23 protein-coding genes are annotated in these 24,908 nt (G+C 66.3%); 13 read left to right on the top strand and 10 right to left on the bottom strand.

The features are described from left to right. Positions 1-31: 31 nt before the first annotated feature. From ligA to rpsF, 6 genes are all read right to left on the bottom strand, one after another. The gene (gene ligA / locus IFT58_RS09995) at positions 32-2,497 is read right to left on the bottom strand and encodes an NAD-dependent DNA ligase LigA (RefSeq protein WP_192094623.1); all 2,466 of its coding nucleotides are present in this window, start codon (positions 2,495-2,497) and stop codon (positions 32-34) included. Between the two features lie 143 nt (positions 2,498-2,640). Beyond that, complete coding sequence (gene zipA, locus IFT58_RS09990; RefSeq protein ID WP_192094621.1) at positions 2,641-3,381, bottom strand: cell division protein ZipA; 741 nt, start codon at positions 3,379-3,381, stop codon at positions 2,641-2,643. Between the two features lie 107 nt (positions 3,382-3,488). Further along, entirely contained in the window at positions 3,489-6,992 is a 3,504-nt protein-coding gene (smc, locus tag IFT58_RS09985) for a chromosome segregation protein SMC (protein ID WP_192094619.1), read from the bottom strand. A gap of 234 nt (positions 6,993-7,226) precedes the next feature. Beyond that, on the bottom strand, positions 7,227-7,679 hold the full coding sequence (rplI, locus tag IFT58_RS09980; protein ID WP_188326923.1) for a 50S ribosomal protein L9: 453 nt from the start codon (positions 7,677-7,679) through the stop codon (positions 7,227-7,229). 101 nt (positions 7,680-7,780) lie between these two features. After that, on the bottom strand, positions 7,781-8,011 hold the full coding sequence (gene rpsR / locus IFT58_RS09975; protein WP_005926280.1) for a 30S ribosomal protein S18: 231 nt from the start codon (positions 8,009-8,011) through the stop codon (positions 7,781-7,783). 11 nt (positions 8,012-8,022) lie between these two features. Further along, on the bottom strand, positions 8,023-8,466 hold the full coding sequence (rpsF, locus tag IFT58_RS09970; protein WP_188326922.1) for a 30S ribosomal protein S6: 444 nt from the start codon (positions 8,464-8,466) through the stop codon (positions 8,023-8,025). A 317-nt stretch (positions 8,467-8,783) separates the two neighbouring features. On the opposite strand from rpsF, the gene IFT58_RS09965 reads away from it, so the two are divergent. Next, entirely contained in the window at positions 8,784-10,025 is a 1,242-nt protein-coding gene (locus tag IFT58_RS09965; RefSeq protein WP_192094617.1) for an MFS transporter, read from the top strand. Positions 10,026-10,641: 616 nt separating this feature from the next. On the opposite strand, the gene IFT58_RS09960 is transcribed toward IFT58_RS09965, so the two are convergent. Beyond that, positions 10,642-10,980, bottom strand: coding sequence for an iron-sulfur cluster assembly accessory protein (locus IFT58_RS09960; protein ID WP_192080001.1), 339 nt, complete (start codon positions 10,978-10,980; stop codon positions 10,642-10,644). Between the two features lie 130 nt (positions 10,981-11,110). On the opposite strand from IFT58_RS09960, the gene asnS reads away from it, so the two are divergent. The 6 genes from asnS to IFT58_RS09930 are packed head-to-tail and all read left to right on the top strand — an operon-like array spanning position 11,111 to position 15,031. After that, on the top strand, positions 11,111-12,505 hold the full coding sequence (asnS, locus tag IFT58_RS09955) for an asparagine--tRNA ligase (protein WP_192080003.1): 1,395 nt from the start codon (positions 11,111-11,113) through the stop codon (positions 12,503-12,505). 31 nt (positions 12,506-12,536) lie between these two features. After that, a complete protein-coding gene (locus IFT58_RS09950; RefSeq protein WP_188326918.1) occupies positions 12,537-12,836 on the top strand; it encodes a hypothetical protein in 300 nt (99 codons plus the stop codon). 7 nt (positions 12,837-12,843) lie between these two features. Next, positions 12,844-13,158, top strand: coding sequence for a hypothetical protein (locus IFT58_RS09945; protein ID WP_188326917.1), 315 nt, complete (start codon positions 12,844-12,846; stop codon positions 13,156-13,158). 5 nt (positions 13,159-13,163) lie between these two features. Further along, positions 13,164-13,790: an FMN-binding negative transcriptional regulator gene (locus IFT58_RS09940; RefSeq protein WP_192094615.1), complete on the top strand. Its 627-nt coding sequence runs from the start codon at positions 13,164-13,166 to the stop codon at positions 13,788-13,790. 44 nt (positions 13,791-13,834) lie between these two features. After that, on the top strand, positions 13,835-14,497 hold the full coding sequence (gene can, locus IFT58_RS09935) for a carbonate dehydratase (RefSeq protein ID WP_188326915.1): 663 nt from the start codon (positions 13,835-13,837) through the stop codon (positions 14,495-14,497). Positions 14,498-14,518: 21 nt separating this feature from the next. Next, positions 14,519-15,031 (top strand): 3-hydroxyanthranilate 3,4-dioxygenase, encoded by a 513-nt coding sequence (locus tag IFT58_RS09930; protein ID WP_192094613.1) that lies wholly within the window; start codon positions 14,519-14,521, stop codon positions 15,029-15,031. A 184-nt stretch (positions 15,032-15,215) separates the two neighbouring features. Here IFT58_RS09930 and IFT58_RS09925 read toward each other — a convergent pair whose 3' ends face one another. Continuing rightward, positions 15,216-15,833, bottom strand: a complete 618-nt coding sequence (locus tag IFT58_RS09925; protein WP_192094611.1) for a haloacid dehalogenase-like hydrolase — start codon at positions 15,831-15,833, stop codon at positions 15,216-15,218. Between the two features lie 282 nt (positions 15,834-16,115). Between IFT58_RS09925 and kynU the strand changes: the two genes are divergently transcribed. The 6 genes from kynU (at position 16,116) to IFT58_RS09895 (ending at position 22,521) form a co-directional block, all read left to right on the top strand. Further along, positions 16,116-17,390, top strand: coding sequence for a kynureninase (gene kynU / locus IFT58_RS09920; RefSeq protein WP_192094609.1), 1,275 nt, complete (start codon positions 16,116-16,118; stop codon positions 17,388-17,390). Positions 17,391-17,406: 16 nt separating this feature from the next. Further along, positions 17,407-18,786, top strand: coding sequence for an NAD(P)/FAD-dependent oxidoreductase (locus tag IFT58_RS09915; protein ID WP_249405667.1), 1,380 nt, complete (start codon positions 17,407-17,409; stop codon positions 18,784-18,786). Beyond that, positions 18,786-20,225 (top strand): exodeoxyribonuclease I, encoded by a 1,440-nt coding sequence (gene sbcB / locus IFT58_RS09910; protein WP_192094605.1) that lies wholly within the window; start codon positions 18,786-18,788, stop codon positions 20,223-20,225. Before IFT58_RS09915 ends, sbcB begins: the two co-directional genes overlap by 1 nt. After that, positions 20,222-20,908: a TIGR02453 family protein gene (locus IFT58_RS09905; RefSeq protein WP_192080017.1), complete on the top strand. Its 687-nt coding sequence runs from the start codon at positions 20,222-20,224 to the stop codon at positions 20,906-20,908. Before sbcB ends, IFT58_RS09905 begins: the two co-directional genes overlap by 4 nt. A 5-nt stretch (positions 20,909-20,913) precedes the next feature. Next, positions 20,914-21,903: an aldo/keto reductase gene (locus tag IFT58_RS09900; RefSeq protein WP_192094603.1), complete on the top strand. Its 990-nt coding sequence runs from the start codon at positions 20,914-20,916 to the stop codon at positions 21,901-21,903. 63 nt (positions 21,904-21,966) lie between these two features. After that, complete coding sequence (locus IFT58_RS09895) at positions 21,967-22,521, top strand: DUF2939 domain-containing protein (RefSeq protein WP_192094601.1); 555 nt, start codon at positions 21,967-21,969, stop codon at positions 22,519-22,521. 591 nt (positions 22,522-23,112) lie between these two features. Here IFT58_RS09895 and IFT58_RS09890 read toward each other — a convergent pair. Then, entirely contained in the window at positions 23,113-24,060 is a 948-nt protein-coding gene (locus IFT58_RS09890) for a 5'-nucleotidase (protein WP_192094599.1), read from the bottom strand. Between the two features lie 49 nt (positions 24,061-24,109). After that, positions 24,110-24,883, bottom strand: a complete 774-nt coding sequence (locus IFT58_RS09885) for an NAD kinase (RefSeq protein WP_188326905.1) — start codon at positions 24,881-24,883, stop codon at positions 24,110-24,112. Positions 24,884-24,908: the final 25 nt, after the last annotated feature.

Genomic DNA, 24,908 nt, shown 5'->3' with positions numbered 1-24,908 from the left:
GGCGACCGGGCATCGGCCCGGCCTGTATCCGTCATTCGTGTGTGGCAAGGAACGCCAGCAGCTGGTCTTCGTCCCAGACCGGTACGCCCAGCGACTGCGCCTTCTCCAGCTTCGACCCGGCCTCGGTGCCGGCCACCACGAAGCTGGTCTTCTTCGACACACTGCCTGCGACCTTGGCACCCAGCGCTTCCAGCCGCTCTTTCGCCGCGTCGCGGGTCAACGCGGTCAGCGTGCCGGTGAGCACTGCAGTCTGCCCGTCCAGGGGTCCAGCGGCCTGCTGCACCTGCGTCGGCGCCTTCTGCAGGATCTCGCGCATCGCCTGTTCGGCCTTCAACAACATCTCGCCATGGCCTTCGCTGTCCAGCCAGGTAGCCACGGCGCGGGCCGTTTCATCCGGCAGCCCGGCATTGACCAGCTGGCCATGCTCGGCGTCGAGCACGGACTGCGCGTTGCCGAGCGCGGCCACCAGCTTTTCGGCACGCAGCCGGGTGATGCCGGGAATCTCCGCTTCCACCAGCAGCTGTGCACTATCCAGTCCTTCGCGCAGCTTCGCGCTGGGCGGATGGGCATCGGTGATGCGCACCTGACCCACCTGCAGCAGGTCATCGATGGCCTGCTGGTTGCCTGCCTGTTCGAAGAAATGTCCCAGCGAACGTGCTACTTCGCCGCCGATATCCGGCACCCGCTTGAACAGCGGCCACGGCAGGTGGCGGATCAGCTCGAGCTCGCCATACCACTGTGCCAGCGCCTTGGCGGTGCTCTCGCCCACGTGTTCGATGCCGAGTGCGAACAGCAGGCGCTCCAGCGTAGCGTCACGGCTGGCGTCAATCGCGGCGACCAGATTGTCGGCCCAGCGCGTGGCGATCTTCTTCGTGTTCCAGGTAAACGCTACGGGCTGCGCGAGCGCCTGCGCACGCCAGCCTGCATCGCCACCGTCGAGCTTCATCGCGGAATTGAGTACCGCGCTGCTGCCTTCTGGCGGCAGATGCGGCTGATAGCTGGCCGCCAGCGCAGAAGGATCTTCGGCATCGAGCACCAGCTTCAGCTGCAGCAGGGTGTCGCGGGTCAGCCGGTACAGATCGGCGACGCTGCGTACGATGCCCGCATCCACCAGGGTCTCGATGTACTTGCCGCCCAGGCCGTCGATGTCCATCGCGCGTCGTGAGGCGAAGTGCGCGATGGCTTCCTTGCGTTGTGCCGGGCAGCTCAGTTCGCCGGAACAGCGCCACGCGGCGGCGCCCTCTTCGCGCACGATCTCCGATCCGCAGACCGGGCACACGGTGGGCATGGTCCACGGCACCGTACCGGCAGGTCGGCGGTCGCCGATGACGCTCACCACTTCGGGAATCACGTCGCCCGCGCGGCGCACGATCACGCTGTCGCCAACCCGTACATCCAGCCGCGCGATCTGGTCGGCGTTGTGCAGCGTGGCGTTGGACACGATCACTCCGGCCACAGCGACCGGCGCCAGACGCGCGACCGGTGTAGCGGCGCCGGTGCGGCCGATCTGTATCTCGATCGCCTCGACCGTCGTGCTCTGTTCCTGCGCGGGGAACTTGTGCGCGATCGCCCAGCGCGGGGCGCGGGCGACAAAGCCCATGGCCTGCTGCCCTTCGCGATCATCCAGCTTGTAGACGACCCCATCGATATCGAACGCCAGCCCATCGCGGCGCGCGCCGATGTCGCGGTAATACGCGAGCAGGCCCTCGGTGCCGCTCACCACCTTGCACAGATCGCTGACCGGGAAGCCCCAGCCGTGCAACTGCCGCAACGTCTGCGAATGGGTGTCGGGCAGCTCCCCACCTTCGACCTGGCCGGTGCCGTAGGCGAAGAAACTCAGCCGTCGTTGCGCGCTGATCTTCGGGTCGAGCTGGCGCAGCGAGCCGGCTGCCCCGTTGCGTGGATTGGCCAGCACCTTGCCGCCCTGCTGTCGTGCGCGTTCGTTGAAGGCCTCGAAGTCCGCGCGTGCCATGTAGACCTCGCCACGTACTTCCAGCACCGCAGGCCAGCCGCTGCCCTGCAGCTGGTGCGGGATGTCACGGATCTGCCGCAGGTTGGCGGTTACGTCCTCTCCCTTGCTGCCATCGCCCCGGGTCGCGCCCTGGACGAAGTGGCCGTCTTCGAAGCGCAGGCTGATGGCCAGCCCATCCAGCTTCGGCTCTGCTGAAAAATGCAGCGCCGGGCGACGCAGGCGCTCGCTGATACGGCGCACGAAATCGGCAACCTCTTCGTCACTGAAGGCATTGCCCAGCGACAGCATGGGCAGGGCGTGGGTGACTTCGGCGAAGCGCGATGAGGGTCGTCCGCCCACCGTACTGCTGGGCGAATCCGCAGCGGCAAGCTCAGGATGCGCCTGCTCCAGCCCCTGCAACTCACGCATCAGCGCATCGTAATCCGCGTCCGGGATCAGCAGTTCATCGCGCTCGCTGTAGGCCGCATTGGCACTGGCAAGCTGATGGCGCAGCGCTTCGATGCGCTCGGCGGGAGTAACGTTCATGCAGATCCGGTGGGTCTTGGACAGGCAGAGATTCTACCGCCACCGGCCGCCATGACACGGTGCAGTCCGTGATGTTCAGGCGTTTGCAGCGTTGACTCAGGGACGGCGAGCACAGCATCCCGCCTCCCCTGTCAGCGCCCTGCTTACCAGCGCGGCGTCTTGGTCAGCGGCGGTGCCTGATGCTGGCGGTCGTACGCACGCAGGTCGTCACGGATGTGCGCGATGCGCTGGCGCCCCAGCGCATTGCGCCCGTCATCCAGCACCACCGCGTCCAGCAGTTCGGCCATGCGCTGCACGGTCGGCAGCATCTTTTCCCAGGCATCCAGCGCGGTCAGCGGGGCGGGAAGCGTCAGGAAGAAGGCGATCGCCGGGGTCTCCATCTCGCGGATGGTGCCCATGTCGAAGCTGCCCGGCTTCATGATGCTGGCCATGGAGAAGATCGGGCCGCGCTCGGGATGGCCTTCAACCAGACGGTGGAACACATTCATGTGGCCGAACACCAGACCGGTCTTTTCCGCCGCCACCACGATGTCTTCGCCGCGCAGCTTTTCACCCGCACGCGCGGCCACGAACAGCGACACGATCTTGTCGAAGTCCTGGCTGGCCCGCTTGCCCAGATCGCTGTTTCCGTGCGGATCCGCGTCGGACAGGCCCAGCTCGGGCTGTTCGCCCTCCAGCCCCGAGGACGGGAGGCCTTCGCCCTCCTCGCCTGGCACGCCGCCGCCCAGCACGGGCTCGCGACGCGCGGATTTGTCCCCACCTGGCTCGCCCTCGACGCGGCGCCCCTGGGTTTTCTTTTTCGGTCGGCCAAACAGGAAGATCGCAGCGATCAACAGCAGGCCGGCAGTGAGGATGCCGATGCGCAGCAGTGCGGTGTCGGACATTCGAGAGGGTCTCCGGCTAAATACGTTCAGACAAGAATGGCACGATGCAAGGCTTCTTGCACCGGGGGGGCGGCAAGAATGCCTGATCCCCCCGTGCAGAGCGTGTATCAGGCCGCGCCTGCCAGCCGCGCCGCCTCTTCCAGGTCCACGCTGACCAGGCGACTGACGCCGGGCTCGCGCATGGTGACGCCAGAAAGCTGGTGCGCCGCTTCCATCGTGGCTTTGTTGTGACTGACGAACAGGAACTGCACTTTCTCGCTCATCTCTTTCACCATGTTGGCCAGACGGCCGACGTTGGCTTCGTCCAGCGGCGCATCGACCTCGTCCAGCAGGCAGAACGGTGCGGGATTGAGCTGGAAGATCGCAAACACCAATGCCACGGCGGTCATCGCCTTTTCACCGCCGGACAGCAGCGAAATACTCGACACGCGCTTGCCCGGAGGCCGCGCCATGATGGTGACGCCGGTATCAAGCAGGTCTTCGCCGGTCAGCTCCAGATAGGCATGGCCACCACCGAACAGGCGCGGGTAGAGCGCCTGCACGCCGGCGTTGACCCGGTCGAAGGTGTCCTTGAAGCGGCCACGGGTTTCGCGGTCGATCTTGCGGATCGCATCTTCAAGCGTTTCCAGTGCGGTGGTCAGGTCCAGGTTCTGCGCATCCAGGTACTCCGAGCGCTGGGAGGCTTCGCCGTATTCCTGGATGGCCGCAAGGTTCACCGGCTCCAGCCGGCGCATGCGGCCGTCGATCTGCTGCACGGTCTGTTCCCAGTCGCCCAGCCGGGCATCGTCCGGCAGGGTTGCGATGACCTCCTGCAGCACGAACCCGGCCTTTTCCACGGCCGCCTGAAGCTGCTCGGCGCTGAGCACCAGTGCCTGCTGGTCCAGCCGCCGCTGCGAGATCTTTTCGCGCTGGGCCAAGGCCTGCTCGTCCCGCTTGTGCCGGGTCTGCTCCAGCTCGCGCAGCTCCACATCGATGCCATCCAGCAGCGAGCGGGCCTGCGACAGCAAGCCATCTGCACGGACACGGGCTTCAAGCGCGGCCTGATGCTCGGCCTGCAACGACTCGACGGGCGTATCGCCATCGTCCAGCTGCGCATGCAGTTCGCCCAACCGCGAATCCAGCTGGCCGCGCTGGTTGCTCATGCGCTCCAGCGCCTGGCTCAGCGACGCCACCTGCGCACGCTGTGATTCCAGGGTCAGCGCCAGGGAATGCGCCGTTTCACGCACACTGCGGGCGGCGTCACGGGCGCGATCGCGCGCTTCGGTGAATTGCCGCCTTTCATTTTCAAGGGCGTTCCGTACCGACTCCAGGTCGCCCATGCTGTTGACGGCACTGTCCAACCGCGCCCGTGCCTCGCGCACCTGCTCGCGGTTGACGTCCAACGTCTCCAGCAGCTGGCTCAGCTCACCTTCGATGCGATCGATGCGGGTACGCGCCGACTCCAGCTTGCCCTGCTGGCCCTGCAGCTGGCCAGCGAGCTCGGAAACGCCGCGATGCATCTGGTACAGCGACCGCTGCACGTCTTCGCGCTGCTGCTCGGCGTCGAGCAGCTGCTCACGGAAGCCGACCAGCAACTGTTCCAGCTGCGCCTCGCGCTGCGCCAGTACTTCGATCTGCTCGCGCAGGGTGTTGATCTCGCGTTCGCGCAGCAGCGCGCCCTGCTTGGCGGCACCGGAGCGCGACACACGCACCCAGCCTGTACCCAGGCGCTCACCCCCACGGGTGATCACGGAATCGCCTTCGGGCAGCGTGGCCTGCAGCCGTGCCGCGTCCGCCAGATCTTCGGCGGCGTGCAGGCGGGCCAACAGGCGACGGATCGCCGCCGGCCCTGTCACCTTTGCTGCGAGCGACGTGGCGGCGACCTGCAACGGCGCATCGTCATCGGCAACCAACGCGATGCGGCCTTCGCCCAGCTCACCCAACGCCTCGACGAGGTGCTCGGGTGCATCCACCAGCACGCCTTCGATCAACTGGCCGAGCGCACTTTCCACCGCGTTTTCCCAGCCCGCCTCGACCTGCAGGCGTTCACCCACGCGCGCGCCCGAATCGAGCCCTCGCGCTTTCAACCAGGCAACGGCGGCGCCCTGCTCCTGGCCGAGTGCGGCCTGCTGCAAGGTCTCCAGCGAGGCCAGGCGACCGCGCACCCCGTTGCCCTGCTTGCGCAGCTCGGCCAGCTCATTCTGGGTGCCGCGCTGCTGCTCCTGAACGGCAGCAACCTCCTGCTTGCGCAGCTCGACCTGCTCGCCCAGTTCTTCCAGCGCGCTCTTCTGCGTGTCGTGCTGCACGTGCAGCTGCTCGAACACCGCTTCGAGGGCATCGACATCCAGTCCCGAACGCTCGGCCTGCAGGGCCTCACGGCGACGATCCGCCTCAAGCACCTGCTTGTCCAGGTAGTCCACGCGGGTGCGCTCGACGTCGCCGGAGCGCGATGCTTCCGAGCTCTGGCGGGTGTGCTGCTCCCAACGCACCTGCCAGTCGGCCAGTCGCGCTTCTGCTTCACGCAGGCTGTCCTGCTTGATCTCGTTCTCTTCCTGCAGCTGCTCCAGCTGCGGGGTCGCGGCATCGACCGATTCGCGCAGCACCATCAGCTTCGCCTCGTCGCCGCTGATGTGGTGGCCCAGCTCAGCCAGCGCCTGCTGCGTTTCATCGCGCGCCTTGTGCAGGCGCTGCGACAGCTCGCGCTGGTGGTGGATCTGCTGTTCCAGGCGGGCCAGCGTACTGCCCACCTGATACACCTCGGCCTGTGCCGCATTGAGGGCATCGGCGGATTCTTCGCGACGGACGCGCGAGGTCTCGATGCGCGCCTCTGCCTCGCGTTGTTCGGCGATCAGCTGCTGAAGGTGCGTTTCTTCCTGCGCCAGCCCTTCGCGCAACTTGCTCAGGCGCCCGTCCAGCCCGCGGAACTCCAGCGCCTTCCACTCTGCATCCTTGACCCGACGTTCTTCCTGCAATGCTTGGTACTGCTCGGCCTGCCGCGCCTGCCGCTTCAAGTGCTCGAGCTGCTTGCCGATCTCATCGCGCAGGTCACCCAGCCGATCCAGGTTCTCACGGGTGTGGCGGATACGGGTCTCGGTTTCCTTGCGCCGCTCCTTGTACTTGGAAATGCCGGCGGCTTCTTCCAGGTAGACACGCAGGTCTTCGGGCCGGGCCTCGATGATCTGGCTGATCATGCCCTGTTCGATGATGGAATAACTGCGCGGCCCCAGGCCGGTACCGAGGAACAGATCGGTGATGTCGCGGCGGCGGCACTTGGTGCCGTTGAGATAATAGTTGCTACTGCCGTCGCGGCTGACGGTGCGCTTTACCGATATCTCGTTGAACGAGGCGTACTCACCGGAGATGGTGTGGTCGCTGTTGTCGAAAATGAGCTCGACCGTCGCCTGCGATACCGGCTTGCGGGCCGACGAACCGGCAAAGATCACATCGGTCAGCGAGTCACCACGCAGCCGGCTGGCCGAGCTTTCGCCCATCACCCAGCGCACCGCATCGATGATGTTGGACTTTCCACAGCCGTTCGGTCCGACCACGCCGGTCATGTTGGTCGGCAGGTGCAGCGTGGTGGGATCGACGAAGGACTTGAAGCCAGACAGCTTGATCGTGGAAAGACGCATAGGGTTTCCGGGCTGGGGCCGGGGTACGGCCTGCATTTACCCGCCAACCCCTTGGCCCGGTTGGGTCAGGGCCGTCGGACGGGTGTCATGCGCCGAGTATACCGATGTGGCCGTGTTGTACGAACGCGCCCGCGTGATCGCGCACCACCCGGCATCCGCCTTCCGCCCGCCCAACGCAAAACGGGCCCCCTTGCGGGAGCCCGTTCTGGTGATTCCATGCCTTTCGGCGTGGGATCAGGCCTTTTCGGCTTCAACCACGACCTTGACGGTGGTCTCAACGTCAGCGTGCAGGTGCACCAGGACGTCGTACTCGCCAATGTTGCGGAAGGCGCCTTCGCCCAGGATGACTTCGCTCTTGTTGACCGGCAGGCCAGCAGCGGTGAAGGCATCAGCGATTTCGCGTGCGCCGACCGAGCCGTACAGCTTGCCTTCGGTCGAAGCGTTGGCACCGATGGTGACGCTCTTGCCTTCCAGCTTGGCCTTGCGGGCTTCGGCGTCGGAATGGATCGACTCTGCCTTGGCTTCGTATTCGGCGCGCTTGGCTTCGAACTCGGCCTTGTTGCTCTCGGTGGCCGGCACGGCCTTGCCCTGCGGCACGAGGAAGTTACGGCCGTAGCCCGGCTTCACGTCGACCAGGTCGCCCAGGTTGCCGAGGTTGGTGACTTTCTGCAGAAGGATCAGCTGCATGGTGTTACTCCAGAATGTATTCGTTAGCGAGGCAAGGCCCCGCAGCGGATGGCTGTCCGAATATCAGGTGCAGAGGGGCGGCACGGGGCCGCCCGCCGGCATCAGATGTCGTGGTTGTCGGTGTACGGGATCAGGGCCAGGAAACGGGCGCGCTTGACGGCCGTTGCCAGCTGGCGCTGGTACTTCGACTTGGTACCGGTGACGCGGCTCGGCACGATCTTGCCGTTCTCGGTCAGGTACTGGCGCAGGGTGTTGAGATCCTTGTAATCGATCTCCTTGACACCTTCGGCCGTGAACTTGCAGAACTTGCGGCGACGGAAGAACTTGGACATGTCAGTGCTCCTTAAGCGGCCGAAGCGGCGTCTTCGCCGGCATCGGTGTCAGCGGCGGGGGTGGTGGTGGTCTCACCTTCTTCGTCGTCACGACGACGACGCTCGCCACGCTCGGGCTTCTCGCCCTTCTCGTCCTTGCTCTTCATGATCAGCGACTGCTCGGTATCCGGGCCATCGCGCTTGACGACCAGGTTGCGCAGCACGGCGTCGTTGAAGCGGAAGCTTTCCACCAGCTCGCTCAGCACGGCCTGGTCCACTTCGATGTTCAGCATGACGTAGTGGGCCTTCACCAGGTTCTGGATCGGGTAAGCCAGCTGACGACGGCCCCAGTCTTCCAGACGGTGAATGGTGCCGTTGCCGTTCTCGACCAGCGACTTGTAGCGCTCGATCATGGCCGGGACCTGCTCGCTCTGGTCCGGGTGGACCAGGAACACGATTTCGTAATGACGACTCATGTTTTATATACCTTTCGGATGTGGCCGTTAGGCCGGACAGCCCCCCGCAGTAAGTTCGGCGGTGGGGCAAGGGTTCCCGCGCTGGGCGCAGGAAGCCGCCAAGTATGCCTTGCTGGCTCGCGCGGGGCAAGCTTGGGTGGGCCGGGCGGTGGAGCTGACACATTGTTTGCGCCCGACATGGGTAGCGCCGAGCCACGCTCGGCGGGATCTCTGCAGGCCATTGGGAATACACCGTTCAGCGCACAGGACGGAAAACGCGCGACCGTGCTGCAGCGCAGCAGTACAATCTGCAATCGTTTACATGCCCCCGGATTGTCGTGAACCCGTCCCCTGCCCCTGTCGTCACTTCTTCACTGGCGGCCACACTGACACCGCGCCAGCGCACCTTCATTCTGCTGGCGCTGTCGCTGGGCGGGTTTGCCATCGGCACCAGCGAGTTCGCCAGCATGGGCCTCATGCTGGACATCAGCCGCGGCCTGTCCATCACTGAAGCCCAGGTCGGCCACCTGATCAGCGCGTATGCGATCGGCGTGGTCGTCGGCGCGCCGGTGCTGGCGTTCGCCGGTGCGGGAATCAGCCGTCGCAGCCTGCTGCTGGGACTGATGGGCTTCTATGCCATCGGCAACCTGGCCAGCGCCTTGGCGCCCAGCTACCCCACTATGTTGCTGGCGCGCTTCGTCGCCGGGCTGCCGCACGGCGCGTACTTCGGCGTTGCCATGCTGGTGGCAGCGTCGATCAGCCCGCCGGCGCAACGCGGCGCCGCGGTCTCCAAGGTGCTGCTGGGCCTGTCCGTCGCCATCCTGGTCGGCAATCCGTTGACCACCTGGCTGGGCCAACAGTTCACCTGGCGCACCGCGTTTGCGCTGGTCAGCCTGCTGGCGTTGGCCACGGTGGTGATGGTGGCCCGCCACCTGGCGCCGGACCCCACTGAAGTGCGCACCAGCCCGATGCGCGAACTGCGCGCGTTCAACACCACCCAGGTGTGGCTGGCGCTGGCCATCGGCTCGATCGGCTTTGCCGGCATGTTCTGCGTCTTCACTTATCTGGCCCCCACGCTGGTGCATGTCACTGGCATCAACGAGCGCTGGATGCCGGCGGCCGTGGGCCTGTTCGGTGTCGGCGCGATCATCGGCAACATGATGGGCGGCTGGCTGGTGGATCGCCTGCAGTTCCGCGCGGCCGGTGTGCTGCTGGCGTGGTCGGTGGTGGTGCTGCTGCTGTTTCCGCTGGCGGCCCACACGGCGTGGGCGATGGTGCCGGCGATCATCGCGGTGGGCACGATGGGCGCGCTGGCCGTGGCCCTGCAGACCCGCCTGATGGATGCCGCCGGTGAAGCGCAGACGCTGGCGGCGGCATCCAACCATGCGGCGTTCAATACGGCCAATGCGCTGGGCCCGTGGCTGGGCGGCATGGCCATCGGCGGCGGGTTCGGCTACGCCTCCACCGGTTACGTGGGCGCTGCTACTGCGGCGGCGGGGTTGCTGCTGTGGGGTGTGTCGGTGCTGATCGAGCGCCGGCGTGGCGCCGGGTCGCTGGCAGCGGCGGCGTCGAACGGGTGAAACCCCCTCGCGGCTGGCTGCTTCAAGGCTGCTGCGAGTGGGCCGGGCGGTGGGACTGGTCGGGGGACGGCAAAAGCCGCTCATGCGTGCCTCGTTTCGCGCCATCCATGGCGCTCAACGCCCCCACCCAGCCCCACCGCCCGGCCCCCTGACACATTCCGTGGCCGCCAGCCGCGTATGAAAAATAAGAAAAGCGGTAGCGCCGACCCATGGTCGGCGAGCGCAGCGGGCCGTTGTCGGCCACATTCCGCCGAGCACGGCCCGGCGCTACCGATGATGCCAATCCGTCTGGTGGAGGGAGCCCCTGAGTCAGGGGCGGCCGCGAAGCGGCGGGGTGTGGGTGCTGGTGAGACGGGGCCCGCGGTTTGCGAAGCAAAGCGTGGGAGCGGCAGCGCGAATGCGATGACGTGGACCCCGCCATGGATGGCGCGAAACGAGGCACGCATGGATGCAGCCCTTGCCGTCCCCCGCCAATCCACCCCGCCCTGCCAGCCCTCAGCCATCCAGCTCTGGACGTTGACGTTGACGTTGCCGTTGCTGTTGCCGTCGACGTGGCCGTTGCAGTTGGCGTGGCCGTCGCCTCTGCGGGCGCCGGGCGCAGCCCGGCAACCACCCCTCAGCGGTGGGTTTCGTCTGTGGTAAAGCTCTCGCCGCAGCCGCATTCGGCCGACGCGTTCGGATTCTTGAACGTGAACGTCTCGCTCAGTCCGTGTTTGCCGAAGTCGATCACCGTGCCGTCCACCAGCGGCAGGCTCTGCGCGTCCACGTAGATGCGCACGCCCTCCTGCTCGAACACGCTGTCGCCCTCGCGCTCGTCGCGTGCCAGGTCGGTCACATGGCCCCAGCCGGAGCAGCCGGTACGGGTCACGCCGAAGCGCAGGCCCAGCGCCCCCGGGCTCTGGGAAACGAAGCGCTGGACGCGCTCAAAGGCAATGGGGGTCAGGCTGACAGCCATGATGGTGCTCCACGAAGGTACCAGACGAGTATAAAGGGGACCGGCCCGGCAGAAATGCCTCGCAAGCAGAACGCTGCAACCGGTAAACTTCGAATTCACAGATCGAGTCGATCAGCAGAGGATTCAAGTCATGACGGTGGTCAGCGTTGAACATGCGCTTGCGGGGAAGATCCCGGAAGGCGGCGAAGTCACGGTGCGCGGCTGGGTGCGCACGGTCCGTGGCTCAGCGAATCTGGCCTTCATCAACGTCACCGACGGGTCCTGCTTTGCCCCCATCCAGGTGGTGGCGGCCGAATCACTGGCCAACTTCGATGAAATCAAGCGCCTGACCAGTGGCTGCTCGGTCATCGCCAAGGGCACGTTGGTGAAGTCCCAGGGCAAGGGCCAGTCGTTCGAAATCCAGGGCAGCCACGTGGAAGTGGTCGGCTGGGTCGAAGACCCGCTTACCTACCCGATCCAGCCCAAGCCGATGTCGCCGGAATTCCTGCGCGAAGTCGCCCACCTGCGCCCGCGCACCAATCTGTTCGGTGCGGTCACCCGCATCCGCAACTGCCTATCGCAGGCCGTGCACCGGTTCTTCCACCAGAACGGGTTCAACTGGATCAGCACGCCGATCATCACCACCTCCGATGCCGAAGGCGCAGGGCAGATGTTCCGCGTTTCCACGCTGGACATGATCAACCTGCCGCGCAACGACCGCGGCGAAGTGGATTTCAGCCGCGACTTCTTCGGCAAGGAAACCTTCCTGACCGTGTCCGGCCAGCTGAATGTCGAGGCGTACTGCCTGGCGCTGAGCAAGGTGTATACCTTCGGTCCGACCTTCCGCGCCGAGAACAGCAACACCACGCGGCATCTGGCCGAGTTCTGGATGATCGAGCCGGAAATCGCGTTCGCGGACCTGGCCGAAGATGCGCGCCTGGCCGAAGAGTTCCTGAAATACCTGTTCCGTGCGGTGCTGGACGAGCGCGGTGATGATCTGGCCTTCCTTGCCGAGCGCGTGGACAAGAATGCGATCAGCAAGCTGGAAAACTTCATCAACGCCCCGTTCGAGCAGATCGACTACACCGAAGCGGTGAAGCTGCTGCAGAACTCGGGCAAGAAGTTCGACTTCCCGGTCGAGTGGGGCCTGGACCTGCAGACCGAGCACGAGCGCTGGCTGACCGAAGAACACATCGGGCGTCCGGTGGTGGTCACCAACTACCCCGAGCACATCAAGGCGTTCTACATGCGCCTGAACGACGATGGCAAGACCGTCGCCGCGATGGACGTACTGGCGCCGGGCATCGGCGAGATCATCGGTGGCAGCCAGCGCGAAGAGCGCCTGGACGTGCTGGATGCACGCATGGCGCAGTTCGGCCTGGACCGCGAGCATTACAGCTGGTACCGCGACTTCCGCCGCTACGGTTCGGTGCCGCATGCTGGATTCGGCCTCGGCTTCGAGCGCCTGGTGGTTTACGTGTGCGGCTTGTCCAACATCCGTGATGCGATTGCGTATCCGCGTGCACCGGGCAGCGCCGACTTCTGATCCATCCCGCACTCACGGAGGTACTGCAACGATGACCCTGTTCTTCGCGCTGTGTTTTTTTGGCGTGGCGATCGCCGGGTTCAGTGCCTTCGTGATTTTCTGGCCGCTGACCCTGGTGCACCTGCGCGACCGCCATCCGGCGCTGTCGCAGCGCTTCGGCAGCGGCGCCTTCCTCAAGCCCGAGGCGTTGGCCTGGCTGCTGCGGCGTGACTACCGCGCGCAGCCGGACCGCTCGCTGTCCGGGCTGGCGACACCGGCCTGGGTGTCGCTGCTGACCCTGCTGGCAGGATTGGGCATGGCTGCCCTGCTCTGGCTGGCATCGCTCTGGTAATCACGAAATGAATGAAGAAACCGCATCCCAGGACACCTGGTGGCTGGCCAGCCTCGGCAACACGCTGATCTGGGCACGCCTGCGTATCCGGCCTGCCGGCACCGCCGAGGTGCTCGACAGTGATGGCAACACGCTGAGTTATGACGGCGAAGACACCGCGCGCGCGCAACTGTTCGACGCCGACTTCGTCGAGTTCGAAGGGCTGGATGAAGAAGACGCGCTGGTGCGCGGTTTCTCGTTGCATGAAGTGCAGCCGCCGAAAGCGTCCAGTGACGAAGGCCTGCGCGGCCTGATGGTGCAGTCGCTGGGCCGCACGGTCTAAGCACGGTGTTCACCCCGCGCGCGTTCGCCGAGACCGACCTGCAGTGGCTGGACGCGTTGTTCGCGCGCGATCCGTTCATCACCGTGCTCACCACCGGTGACGATGGCCTGCCGGAGCTGACCCGACTGCCGGTGCTGTACCAGCGCCAAGGTAGTGACATCACGCTGCATGGCCACTGGGCCAGGGCGAACCCGCAGTCGCGTCGCGACGGGGCCGCCAAGGTGCTGGTGGACGGACCACACGGCTATATCTCGGCGTCGTGGTATCCGGACAAAGAACAGATGGCCCGCGTGCCGACCTGGAACTATGCCGCCGCCGAACTGCGCGGCCAGCTGCAGCGCTTCGACGACACCGACGCGCTGGCCGACCTGGTTGCCGCTACCGGCGATCTGTTTGAAGCCGGCGTGGGCCAGGCATGGCGGTTCGAACCCGAACGCGAAGACCACCGTAGTCAACTGCGCGGCATCGTCGGCTTCCGTTTCGTGGTGGACGATGTGCAACTCAAACTCAAGCTCAGCCAGAACCATCCGGTGGCCAACCAGCAGGCCGTCATGGGCGCGCTGGAGGCGTTGCCCTCCCCCGCTTCGCACGAGCTGGCGCAGTGGATGCGCCGCTTCCTTGCCACGCCATAGCGTATGGCTGATTGAGCCAACCCCTTTCCCGCAGGGACACTTTCATGAAAGACGTTTTCAAGCTGCTGCAGAACAACCGCGAATGGGCTGATCGGGTGCAGAAGGAAGACCCCGAATTCTTCCATCGCCTGTCCACCCAGCAGAGTCCCGAGTATCTGTGGATCGGGTGCTCCGATTCGCGCGTGCCGGCGAACCAGATCATCGGCATGGCGCCAGGCGAGGTGTTCGTCCACCGCAACGTGGCCAACGTCGTGGCGCACACCGACCTGAACTGCCTGAGCGTGATCCAGTACGCCGTGGACCAGTTGAAGGTGAAGCACATCCTGATCGTCGGCCATTACGGCTGCGGCGGCGTGCATGCCAGCCTCAACAATGTGCGCGTGGGCCTGGCCGACAACTGGCTGCGCCACGTCGGCGATGTGGCGCAGAAGCACGCCGCGATCCTGGATGCGATCGACGATCCGGACCAGCGTCATGCGCGGCTGTGCGAACTGAACGTCATCGAACAGGTGGCCAACGCGTGCCAGTCGACGATCGTCCGTGATGCATGGACCCGCGGCCAGAAGCTGACGGTGCACGGATGGGTCTACAGCCTGCGCGATGGCCGCGTGCGCGAGATGGGCATCGACGTGGACAGCGCCGAAGCGCTGCAGCCGGCTTATGAGAAGGCGCTGTCCTTCGTTCCGCGCACCGGCAAGCGCGACTGAGCTTTCCACAGGAGTAGCGTCATGCTTGCGTCGCCGATCAACCTGCTGGCCTGGGTAGAAGAGAATCGCCACCTGCTGAAGCCGCCGGTGGGCAACAAGATGATCGAGGACGGCGACTTCATCGTGATGGTGGTCGGCGGTCCGAACGCGCGCACCGACTTCCATATCGATGCCGGCCCGGAATGGTTCTACCAGCTCGAGGGCGAGATGGTGCTGAAAGTGCAGGAGGACGGCGGGGTCCGCGACATTCCCATACGCGCCGGTGAAATTTTCCTGCTGCCTGGCAACGTACCGCACTCACCGCGTCGCCCCGCCGGTGGCGTCGGGCTGGTGGTGGAGCGCAAGCGGCTTCCCCATGAGCGCGACGGCGTGGCGTGGCATTGCGAGCGCTGCAACCACCTGCTGCATGAAGAGTGGTTCCACCTGCAGAACATCGAAAGTGATCTGCCAAAAGTCTTCGCCCGCTACCAAGGCGATCTGTCGCTGCGCACGTGTGCGCAGTGCGGTCACGTCGACCCGCTGCCTGCGGGCTGACCTGTCTGGTAGCGCCGAGCCGTGCTCGGCGGCTCTGCGCGCGGGATGGACATTCCGCCGAGCATGGCTCGGCGCTACCCTGCACCCTGCGTTCGCCATGATCGGCGACCTGGCGCTGCGGTCACGATTGCCGACCTGCCTGGTAGCGCCGAGCCGTGCTCGGCTGCTCTGCGCGCGGACCCGGTCAGTGCCACCGCGTGATGCGGCCCGCACGCTCCACCTTGTACGCCCGCCGACACCGACTGAGGAGCGGCATATCCTGCGCGCTGTCCGAATAGCCTGCGCGGAAGGTCACTTCCCGTTGCGCGCGCAGGTCCAGTTGCCGCGCCTTTTCCAGCGAAATGCAACGCATCGCGAGCACCTGCCCGCCGAGGAAAGGCGCCATCCGCGAGCCGATGATCCTCACCCGTGGATCGTCATCAAATCGCGGATACAGCCCCCGGAGCAGGCATTCCGGGCTTCCCGATATGAGCCACACACGGTCACCACGGGCAAGGTGCCGCTCAAGTGCAGCCCACACTGCAGGATGACGTTCGCACCTCATCCAGAACGCACTCAGACAGCGCTGTGTGCCGCGCTGCAGTGCCGCCTCCGACAGCCCCAGAGTCAGCGTCCACAGCAGGAAGCCCAGGCTTCGCCGGCCATGCGGGCGCAGCAGGTAGCAAAGAAGCGCAGTGACAACCAGCGGCCACGTCAGCGCCAGCCTGAGCGGACGTGTGCGGGCCAGGTGCCGTAGATAGTCTTTGAACAGATCGCCGCCGTGGAGCGTGCCATCGACATCAAAGAACACGTCGTCGCCCATCTTCGTACCCGGTCTTCGAAGCCATCAAGACTGGGATACGCACGGCAGCGCGGCCATGGGCATCGCTGCAGTCTGGAACGTCCCGCCGAGCATGGCTCGGCGCTACCTGCATCCCCCGCCAAGGCCACCGCCACGATCCGGTAGCGCCGAGCCGTGCTGGGCGGCGCTGCGCACGGCTCGGCCATTCCACCCAGCGTGGATCGGCGCCACCGGGGTCGACGACGATCGGCCCGTCCGCTGCGCGGTACACTTCGTGCCACGTCAATCTATGCCGCTGCCCTCATGTCCGAACTGCTTACCCGCGCCCATGCCCTGGCCCTGGATGCCGCAGATCCGCTGCGCGCCTTGCGCGATGAATTCCTGATCCCACGCCACAATGGCGGCCAGCAGATCTACTTTGTCGGCAACTCGCTGGGCCTGCAGCCGCGCGGTGCGCAGGCGATGGTGCAGGAAGTGATGGGCCAGTGGGGCGAACTGGCCGTGGAAGGCCACTTCACCGGCCCCACCCAGTGGCTGGGCTACCACCGGCTGGTCAGCGAGCAGTTGGCCCGGGTGGTGGGGGCATTGCCCAGCGAAGTAGTGGCGATGAACACGCTGAGCGTCAACCTGCATCTGATGATGGTGAGCTTCTACCGCCCCACCGCGCAGCGCCCGGTGATCCTGATGGAAGCAGGCGCCTTCCCGACGGACCGCCATGCGGTGGAGGCACAGATCCGTTTCCACGGCTTCGACCCGGCCGACTGTCTGGTGGAAGTACAGCCCGACGAGGCCGCCGGTACGATTTCGCTCGCCGCCATCGAGCAGGCCATCGCCACGCATGGCGCGCGGCTGGCGCTGGTGCTGTGGCCCGGCGTGCAGTACCGCACGGGCCAAGCATTCGACCTGCAGGCCATTACCGCACTGGCGCGGGCGCAGGGTGCCGCCATCGGCTTCGACCTGGCGCACTCGGTCGGCAATCTGCCACTCAACCTGCACGACGTGGCACCGGATTTTGCCGTCTGGTGCCATTACAAGTACCTCAACAGCGGCCCCGGCGCCGTGGCCGGTGCGTTCGTCCACGAACGACATCACCGCGACCGCACCCTGCCCCGCTTCGCTGGCTGGTGGGGTCATGAAGAGTCCACCCGCTTCCAGATGGCCCCACAGTTCACCCCGGCGGTCGGTGCAGAGGGCTGGCAGTTGAGCAATCCGCCGATCCTCGGTCTCGCGCCGCTGCGTGCCTCGCTGGATCTGTTCGAACGCGCCGGCATGGACGCGCTGCGCAAGAAATCGGAGGCGCTTACCGGCCTGCTTGACGCGCTGGTGCAGGCACGGCTGCCGCACGTGCTGGAGCGCATCACCCCGGCCGAAATCGAGCGGCGCGGCTGCCAGCTCTCGCTGCGGGTGATCGGTGGCCGCGAGCGGGGCCGCGCCCTGTTCGAGCATCTCCGCTCGGTTGGCGTGCTGGGCGACTGGCGCGAGCCGGATGTCATCCGCATCTCCCCCACGCCGCTCTACAACCGCTACCAGGACGTGCACCACTTCGTCGACGAAGTGGAAGCGTGGGCCGGTGCCTGAGCCCGTGCAGCCCTCTCTGAAGACCCCTGCCCGCCCGCGATCTTTGACCCTTGTCGGCGCGGGCCTGGCCGGCTCGCTGCTGGCCATCCTGCTGTCGCGGCAGGGCTGGAACATCACGGTGTACGAACGCCGTGGCGATCCGCGCGTGAGCGGTTATGAAAGCGGGCGCTCGATCAACCTGGCGCTGGCCGAGCGTGGACGCAATGCACTGCGCCAGGCCGGCGCCCACGTGGAAGCAGCGGTGATGGCGCGCGCGGTGATGATGCGCGGCCGCATGGTCCATCTGCGCGACGGCGACGCGCCGCAGTTGCAGCGCTACGGCCGCGACGACAGCGAAGTGATCTGGTCGATCCACCGCCGCGATCTCAACATCACCCTGCTGGAACTGGCCGAGGCGGCGGGTGCGACGGTGCATTTCCACCGCCGCCTGCACACCGTCGACTTCGATGCGCAGCAGGCGCGTTTCATCGATGACCGTGACGATACGCCGCACGACATCCGCTTCGACAGCCTGATCGGTGCCGACGGTGCCGGCTCGGCACTGCGTGGGGCAATGAACCGCCGCCAGCCACTGGGTGAGCGGACCGAATTCCTGGACCACTCGTACAAGGAGCTGGAGATTCCGCCCGGTCCCGATGGTGCGTTCCAGATCGATCCGAATGCGCTGCACATCTGGCCGCGCGGCCGCTTCATGTGCATCGCCCTGCCCAACCACGAAGGGACGTTCACGGTCACCGTGTTCCTGCCCAACAAGGGCAATCCGGGGTTCAACACCGTGGTGAGCAGTGAACAGGCGCATGCGCTGTTCGCGCGGGAATTCCCGGATGCGCTGCCTCTGATACCCGACCTGCGCGCGGACTGGGATGCACATCCGCCCGGGCTGCTCGGCACGCTGTATCTGGAGCGTTGGCACAGTGACGACAAGGCCGTGCTGATCGGTGATGCCGCGCACGCGATGGTGCCGTTCCACGGCCAAGGCATGAACTGCGCCTTTGAAGACTGCGTGGCACTGGCGCGGCATCTGGATGTGGCCACGGACCTGCGCACGGCGTACGCCGCATTCGAAGTGGAGCGCTCGCCGAATGCGTGGGCGATCCAACAGATGGCGCTGGAAAACTACGTGGAGATGCGTGACCAGGTCGCCGAGCCGACGTTCCTGCTGCAGCGTGAACTGGAGCTTGCGCTGCAGCAGCGCTGGCCTACCCGCTTCGTGCCACACTACACCATGGTTACCTTCCTGCACACGCCCTACGCGGTCGCGCTGGAGCGCACCCGGATCCAGCGCCGCATCCTGCGCAACGCCACACACGGCCTCGATTCGCTGCTGCAGATCGACTGGTCCGCCCTCGAATCCGAAGTGCACGCCAAGTTGCCGGTGCTGGAGGGCGCGCACTGATGGCTGACAGCTTCCTGTTCTATGACCTGGAAACGTTCGGCCAGGATCCACGCCGCACCCGCATCGCCCAGTTCGCTGCCATCCGCACCGATGCCGAGCTCAACGAGATCGACACGCCGGTCAGCTTTTACGTGCGTCCCGCCGATGACCTGCTGCCCTCGCCGTATGCCACGCTGGTGACCGGCATCACCCCGCAGCATGCGCTGGCCGAGGGCATCAGCGAGGCCGACGCGCTGGCGCGCATCAACGACCTGATGAGCCGTCCGGGCACCTGCTCGCTGGGCTACAACACGCTGCGCTTCGACGACGAGTTCATCCGTCATGGTCTGTTCCGCAACTTCTTCGACCCGTATGAGCGCGAATGGCGCAACGGTAACTCGCGCTGGGACCTGCTGGACATGCTGCGGTTGATGCATGCACTGCGCCCGGAGGGCATCGTCTGGCCCAAACGCGAGGACGGCGCCACGTCCTTCAAGCTGGAACATCTGGCCGAGGCCAACGGGGTGCGCGATGGCGACGCCCATGAGGCCCTGTCGGATGTGCGCGCGACGATCGGCATGGCACGCCTGTTCCGCAAGGCGCAGCCGCGCCTGTGGGAGTACGCGCTGCGCCTGCGTGACAAGCGCTTTGTTTCCAGCCTGCTGGATGTGACCGCACTGCAACCGCTGTTGCACATCTCCATGCGGTACCCCGCCACGCGCCTGTGCGCGGCCCCGGTGTTGCCGCTGGCCGTGCACCCGCAGATCAACAACCGGTACATCGTGTTCGATCTGGAGGGCGATATCGATGCGCTGCTGGAGCTGCCGGCCGAGACCATCGCCGAGCGGCTGTACCTGCGCTCCAGTGAGATGCCCGAGGGCATGGCGCGCGTGCCATTGAAAGAAGTGCACACCAACAAGGTGCCGGCGCTGGTTGCCTGGAATCATCTGCGTGCGGACGACCACGCGCGGCTGGGGCTGGACGTCGACGCCATCCAGGCCAAGGTGGAGCGGCTGCGTCCGCACGCCCCGATGCTGGCCGAAAAGGCGCGCCTGGTCTTTTCCCGCCCGCGCGAAGGTGGCCCATCCGATGTGGATGCCTCGATCTACGATGGCTTCCTCGGTGCCGGTGACAAACCGCTGCTGGCACGCGTACGCACTACCGCGGCGGACGGATTGGCTGCGCTGGAGGGCGAGTTCAACGGCCCGCGTCTGCCCGAGTTGCTGCTGCGCTACCGGGCACGCAACCATCCCGGCAGCCTGGACCCGTCCGCGCAGGCGCGCTGGCAGGCCTACCGGCAGCAGCGACTGCGGGGCGACGACCGCCTGGGTGAGGTGAACCTCGCCGAGTACCGCGAACAGATCGATACCCTTGCCGCCGAGTCGGCCGACGACCTGCGCCGCAACACGCTGCTGCAGGCACTGCGCGATTGGGGCAAGCAGCTTGAGGACAGCCTGTGAGTGCCTATTTTTCCGATGCCAGCTTCGCCTTCCTGCGCAACCTGGCCCTGCATAACGAAAAGCCGTGGTTCAACGAGCACAAGCAGCAGTACGAAGATCACGTGCGCCAGCCGTTCCTGCGCCTGATCGGCGACCTGCAGCCCGCACTGGCCGAGGTCAGCCCGAAGTTCCGTGCCGATACGCGCACGATGGGCGGATCGTTGTTCCGCATCTACCGCGATGCGCGTTTTTCCAACGACAAATCACCGTACAAGAACTGGCAGGGCGCCCGCCTGTTCCACGAGCGGCGCCGTGAAGTCGCCGCCCCGTCTTTCTACATCCACCTGCAGCCCGGCGGAAGCTTCGTCGGCGCAGGACTGTGGCACCCGGAGCCGGACACCCAGCGGCGCATCCGTCATTTCATCCTGGACAACCCGGGCAGCTGGAAACAGGCCGCGCATGCCCCTGCACTGCGTCGACGGTTCGAGCTGGAGCAGACGGAAAAACTGGTCCGGCCGCCGCGCGGATTCCCGGCGGATTTCGAGTTCATCGAAGACCTGAAGCACCGTAATTGGGTCATGTGGCGTCCGCTCGACGACACCATGATGACGGGGCCGCGTCTGCTCTCTACCTTGGGCAAGGACCTGGCCGCGCTGGGACCGTTCGTGGACTACCTGTGCGCTGCGCTGGACCTGGAATTCTGAGTCCCGTGAGCACCACTCCGCTCGCTCAGCAACGGCGAACGCTCGGACGCACCGGCCTGCAGGTTTCGCCCGTCGGCCTGGGCTGCTCTGGATTCTGGGGGCACCGGCGCTTCGATGAGGCCGACGCCGCGCGCGTGGTCGCCCATGCGCTGGAGCGCGGACTCAATCTGCTGGATACGGGCCACAACTACTCGGGGTTCAACGCGGAACCTCGGCTCGGTCGCATCCTGCGCCCGCTGCTGTCACGTTTTCCGCGCGATTCGCTGGTGATCTCGAGCAAGGGCGGCACGTTGACCGGCCAAGCGGGCATCAGCGGAGCGGAGCAACGCGACTTTTCGCCCGCGGCGATCGTCGCCAGCTGCGAGGCGTCCTTGCGCAATCTGGGGCTGGACTACCTTGACGTGTATCAGTTGCACGGCATCGGTGGCCACGAAATCACCGATGACCTGCTGCACGCCCTGCAGCAGCTGCGACAGCGCGGGCTTATCCGCAGCACGGGCATCAACACCCATTCGGCGGTGACGTTCGACTGGATGCTGGCGCATCCGGCGGCCTTCGATGTGGTCCTGTTGGACTACAACGCACTGCAGCAGGATCGCGGCACGCACATCAGCCTGCTGCACGACGCGGGCATCGGCGTGCTGGCCGGTACGGTGTTGGCGCAGGGGCACCTGCTGCCTGCGCGCGCCCGTGTGCCGCGCCTCGCCGATGCCTGGTATCTTGCCCGCGCGTGGCTGAAACCGAGCAGCCGTCGCCTGATGCACAGCGCCCGCGCGATGCAGCAGGCGGTGGCGGCGATCCGCTCGCAGCGCCCGGCGCAGACCGCGTTTGCTTACGTGCTGCGGCATCCCGGGGTGGCGGCTGGCATCCTCGGTACGACCCGGGTGGCGAGCCTGGAACAGGTACTGCAGACCGATCCGGAGCGGCTGACGGAGGCCGACCTGGCGGCGCTGGTCGAGGCCTTCGGCGACGGCAGCGGCTCGCCCAGTCACTGAGGCTTAACCCGGCCGCCTTGGCGATGCGGCACGCTGTGTGTCCTCCTCTGCGCTGCCTGTCCGATGAAGAAACTCATTACCGTTGTTGTGTTGCTGGTGCTGGCGCTTGCGGGCTGGTGGTTCAGTGGCCCGTATCTGACCGTCCATGGCTTGGCCACTGCCATCGAGCAGCGTGATACCTCCCGCCTGGAACGTTACGTCGATTTCCCGCGGGTTCGCGTCAGCCTGCGCGCACAGATCAGCGACTACCTGGTCCGCCAGGCGGGGCCCGGCGTGGTCGAAAGCCCGTTCGGTGCGCTGCTCTACGGGCTGGGTGGACAGCTGGGCGGTGCCGCGGTCGATACGATGATCACCCCGATGGGTATCGGCGCCCTGCTGCAGGGACACGTGCTGTACAAGCGGGGTCGCAACGAGTTGCAGGGGGGCGATGCGTACGGTGCCACCGAGCCGGCGCAACCGCTGAAGGAGGCCCGGCATCGGTTCGAGCGGCTGGATCGGTTCGTGGTGGATGTAGATCGGGGACCCGCCGAGCCGCCGTTGCAGGTGGTGCTGGAACCGCAGGGACTGCGCTGGCGGGTGGTCGACCTGCGCAACGCGATACCGGCACCCCGCCCGTAGCGCCGAGCCGTGCTCGGCGGCTCTCCGTTCCGGCATCGCGATCCCGGACACAGGCCGCGCGGGGCGCTCGCCGACCATGGGTCGGCGCTACCTGGGAGGTGTCATGTAGCGCCGAGCCACGCTCGGCGGCTCTCCGTTCCGGCGTCGCGATCCCGGACGCAGGCCGCGCGGGGCGCTCGCCGACCATGGGTCGGCGCTACTGGGGAGGTGTTCTGTAGCGCCGAGCCACGCTCGGCGGCTCTCCGTTCCGGCATCGCGAACCCCGGACGCAGGCCGCGCGGGGCGCTCGCCGACCATGGGTCGGCGCTACTGGGGAGGTGTTCTGTAGCGCCGAGCCACGCTCGGCGGCTCGGCGTCCCGGCATCGCGATCCCGGACACAGGCCGCGCGGGGCGCTCGCCGACCATGGGTCGGCGCTACCTGGGAGGTGTCATGTAGCGCCGAGCCACGCTCGGCGGCTCGGCGTTCCGGCATCGCGATCCCGGACACAGGCCGCGCGGGGCGCTCGCCGACCATGGGTCGGCGCTACCGGGGCGTGCTGCGACGTCGCGATCCCGGACGCAGGCCGCCCGGGGTGTGTTGCGACGGCAGGTCAGCGTTCGTTGGCGACGCCGTGCGGTACGTGGCCTGCGGCGACGTGCTCGCGGGCGCTGTCGATGTTGTGCTGGGAGTCGTCGAAGAAAATATCCGCGCCGAAGGCCTGCAGGAACGGGCCCTTGTGCCGTCCGCCGAGGAACAGCGCCTCGTCCAGCCGCACCCCCCACTCCCGCAACGTGCGGATGACCCGCTCGTGTGCCGGTGCCGAACGGGCCGTCACCAGTGCGGTACGGATCGGTGCGTCTTCGCCGGACGGGAAGACCTCCTGCAACGTGTGCAACGCAGACAGGAAGTTACGGAACGGGCCGCCGCTCAATGCTTCGCGTGCGCGCTCGCGCTCATGCCGGCCGAACGCTTCCACGCCCTGCTCGCGCGAAATACGCTCGCTTTCATCGCCGAAGATCACCGCGTCGCCGTCAAAGGCGATGCGCAACTGTCCCGCCGGTCGACGCATGTCCACGAACTGGTCGGCCGCCGCAGCTGCCGTTTCGCCGGGCGGCTTCGGCAGGATGGTGGCCGCGGCAATTCCGTGCAGCAGTGCGCTGCGCACCGACTCCGGATTGGCCGACAGGAACAGATCGGTGCCAAACGGCTTCACGTAGGGCCAGGTGGGTTCACCGGCGGTGAACGTGGCGCGGATGATGTCCAGGCCGTAATGCTGGATGGAGTTGAAGATACGCAGGCCGGTATCGGCCGAATTGCGCGACAGCAGGATGACCTCCACCCGCGGGTTTTCCGGGCCTGCCCCCTGGTTGAGGGCCAGCAGCTTACGCACTACCGGGAAGGCAACGCCGGGACCCAGCACATCGTCTTCGTGCTCGCGCTGGTACTGCGCGTAGGCATCCACACCGTTACTCTCGAACAGTGCGTGGCTCTCTTCCAGGTCGAAGAGCGCGCGTGCTGTCACCGCGACCGTCAACAATCGGGGGGTGTTGTCGCCCATCGGCTCGGTTCCTTGCTGCAGCCGGCGGTTGCCGGCCGCCTATTGTCGCTCAGAACACGAACTGTTCTGACAGAATCCGGTCTTCCAGGTTGTGCTCCGGGTCAAACAGCAGCGTGACCTGGCGATCGCGGCATTCCCGGATGGTGACTTCGACCACGTCCCGGGTCTCATGCGAATCGGCCGTGACGCTGACCGGTCGCTTGTACGGGTCCAGCACGCGGAAGCGCACTTCGGTATCCGCTTTGAGGATGGCGCCGCGCCAGCGTCGCGGACGGTACGGGGCGAGCGGGGTCAGGGCGATGGTCGCTGAGCCCAAGGGCAACACGGGACCGTGCGCGGAGTAGTTGTACGCGGTGCTGCCCGCCGGCGTTGCCACCAGCACGCCGTCGCCGATGAGTTCGGCGACGCGTTCCTGGCCGTTCAGATCCACGCCGATATGGGCCGCCTGGCGGGTCTGCCGGAGCAAGGACACATCGTTGTAGGCCAGCGACCCGGTGGTTGAACCCGATTCGGTCAGGGCCATCATCTGCAGCGGACGCAGGTGCGCCGGCTCGGCCTCTGCGATGCGCCGGGCGACATCGTCATCGTCGCGGTACTGGTTCATCAGAAAACCGACCGTCCCCAGCTTCATCCCGAACACGGGACGTCCCAGATGACCGAAGCGGTGCAGGGTCTGCAGCATGAAGCCATCGCCGCCCAGCGGGCACAGCACGTCCGCGTCCTCGGGGGCATGGGCACCATGCCGTGCCACCATCGCGGCCAAGGCAAGCCGTGCCGGCTCGGTACTGCTGGCAAGAAACGCAATGCGGGGAGAATCGCTCATGCAGGCTGTCCGGTGATGCGCGGGT

The sequence above is a fragment of the Stenotrophomonas sp. CFBP 13718 genome, assembly GCF_014842145.1.
In the GTDB taxonomy this organism is placed as follows: domain Bacteria; phylum Pseudomonadota; class Gammaproteobacteria; order Xanthomonadales; family Xanthomonadaceae; genus Stenotrophomonas.
The sequence above is the reverse complement of the archived record's forward strand: the minus strand, read 5'-3'. Positions and strand labels throughout refer to the sequence as shown.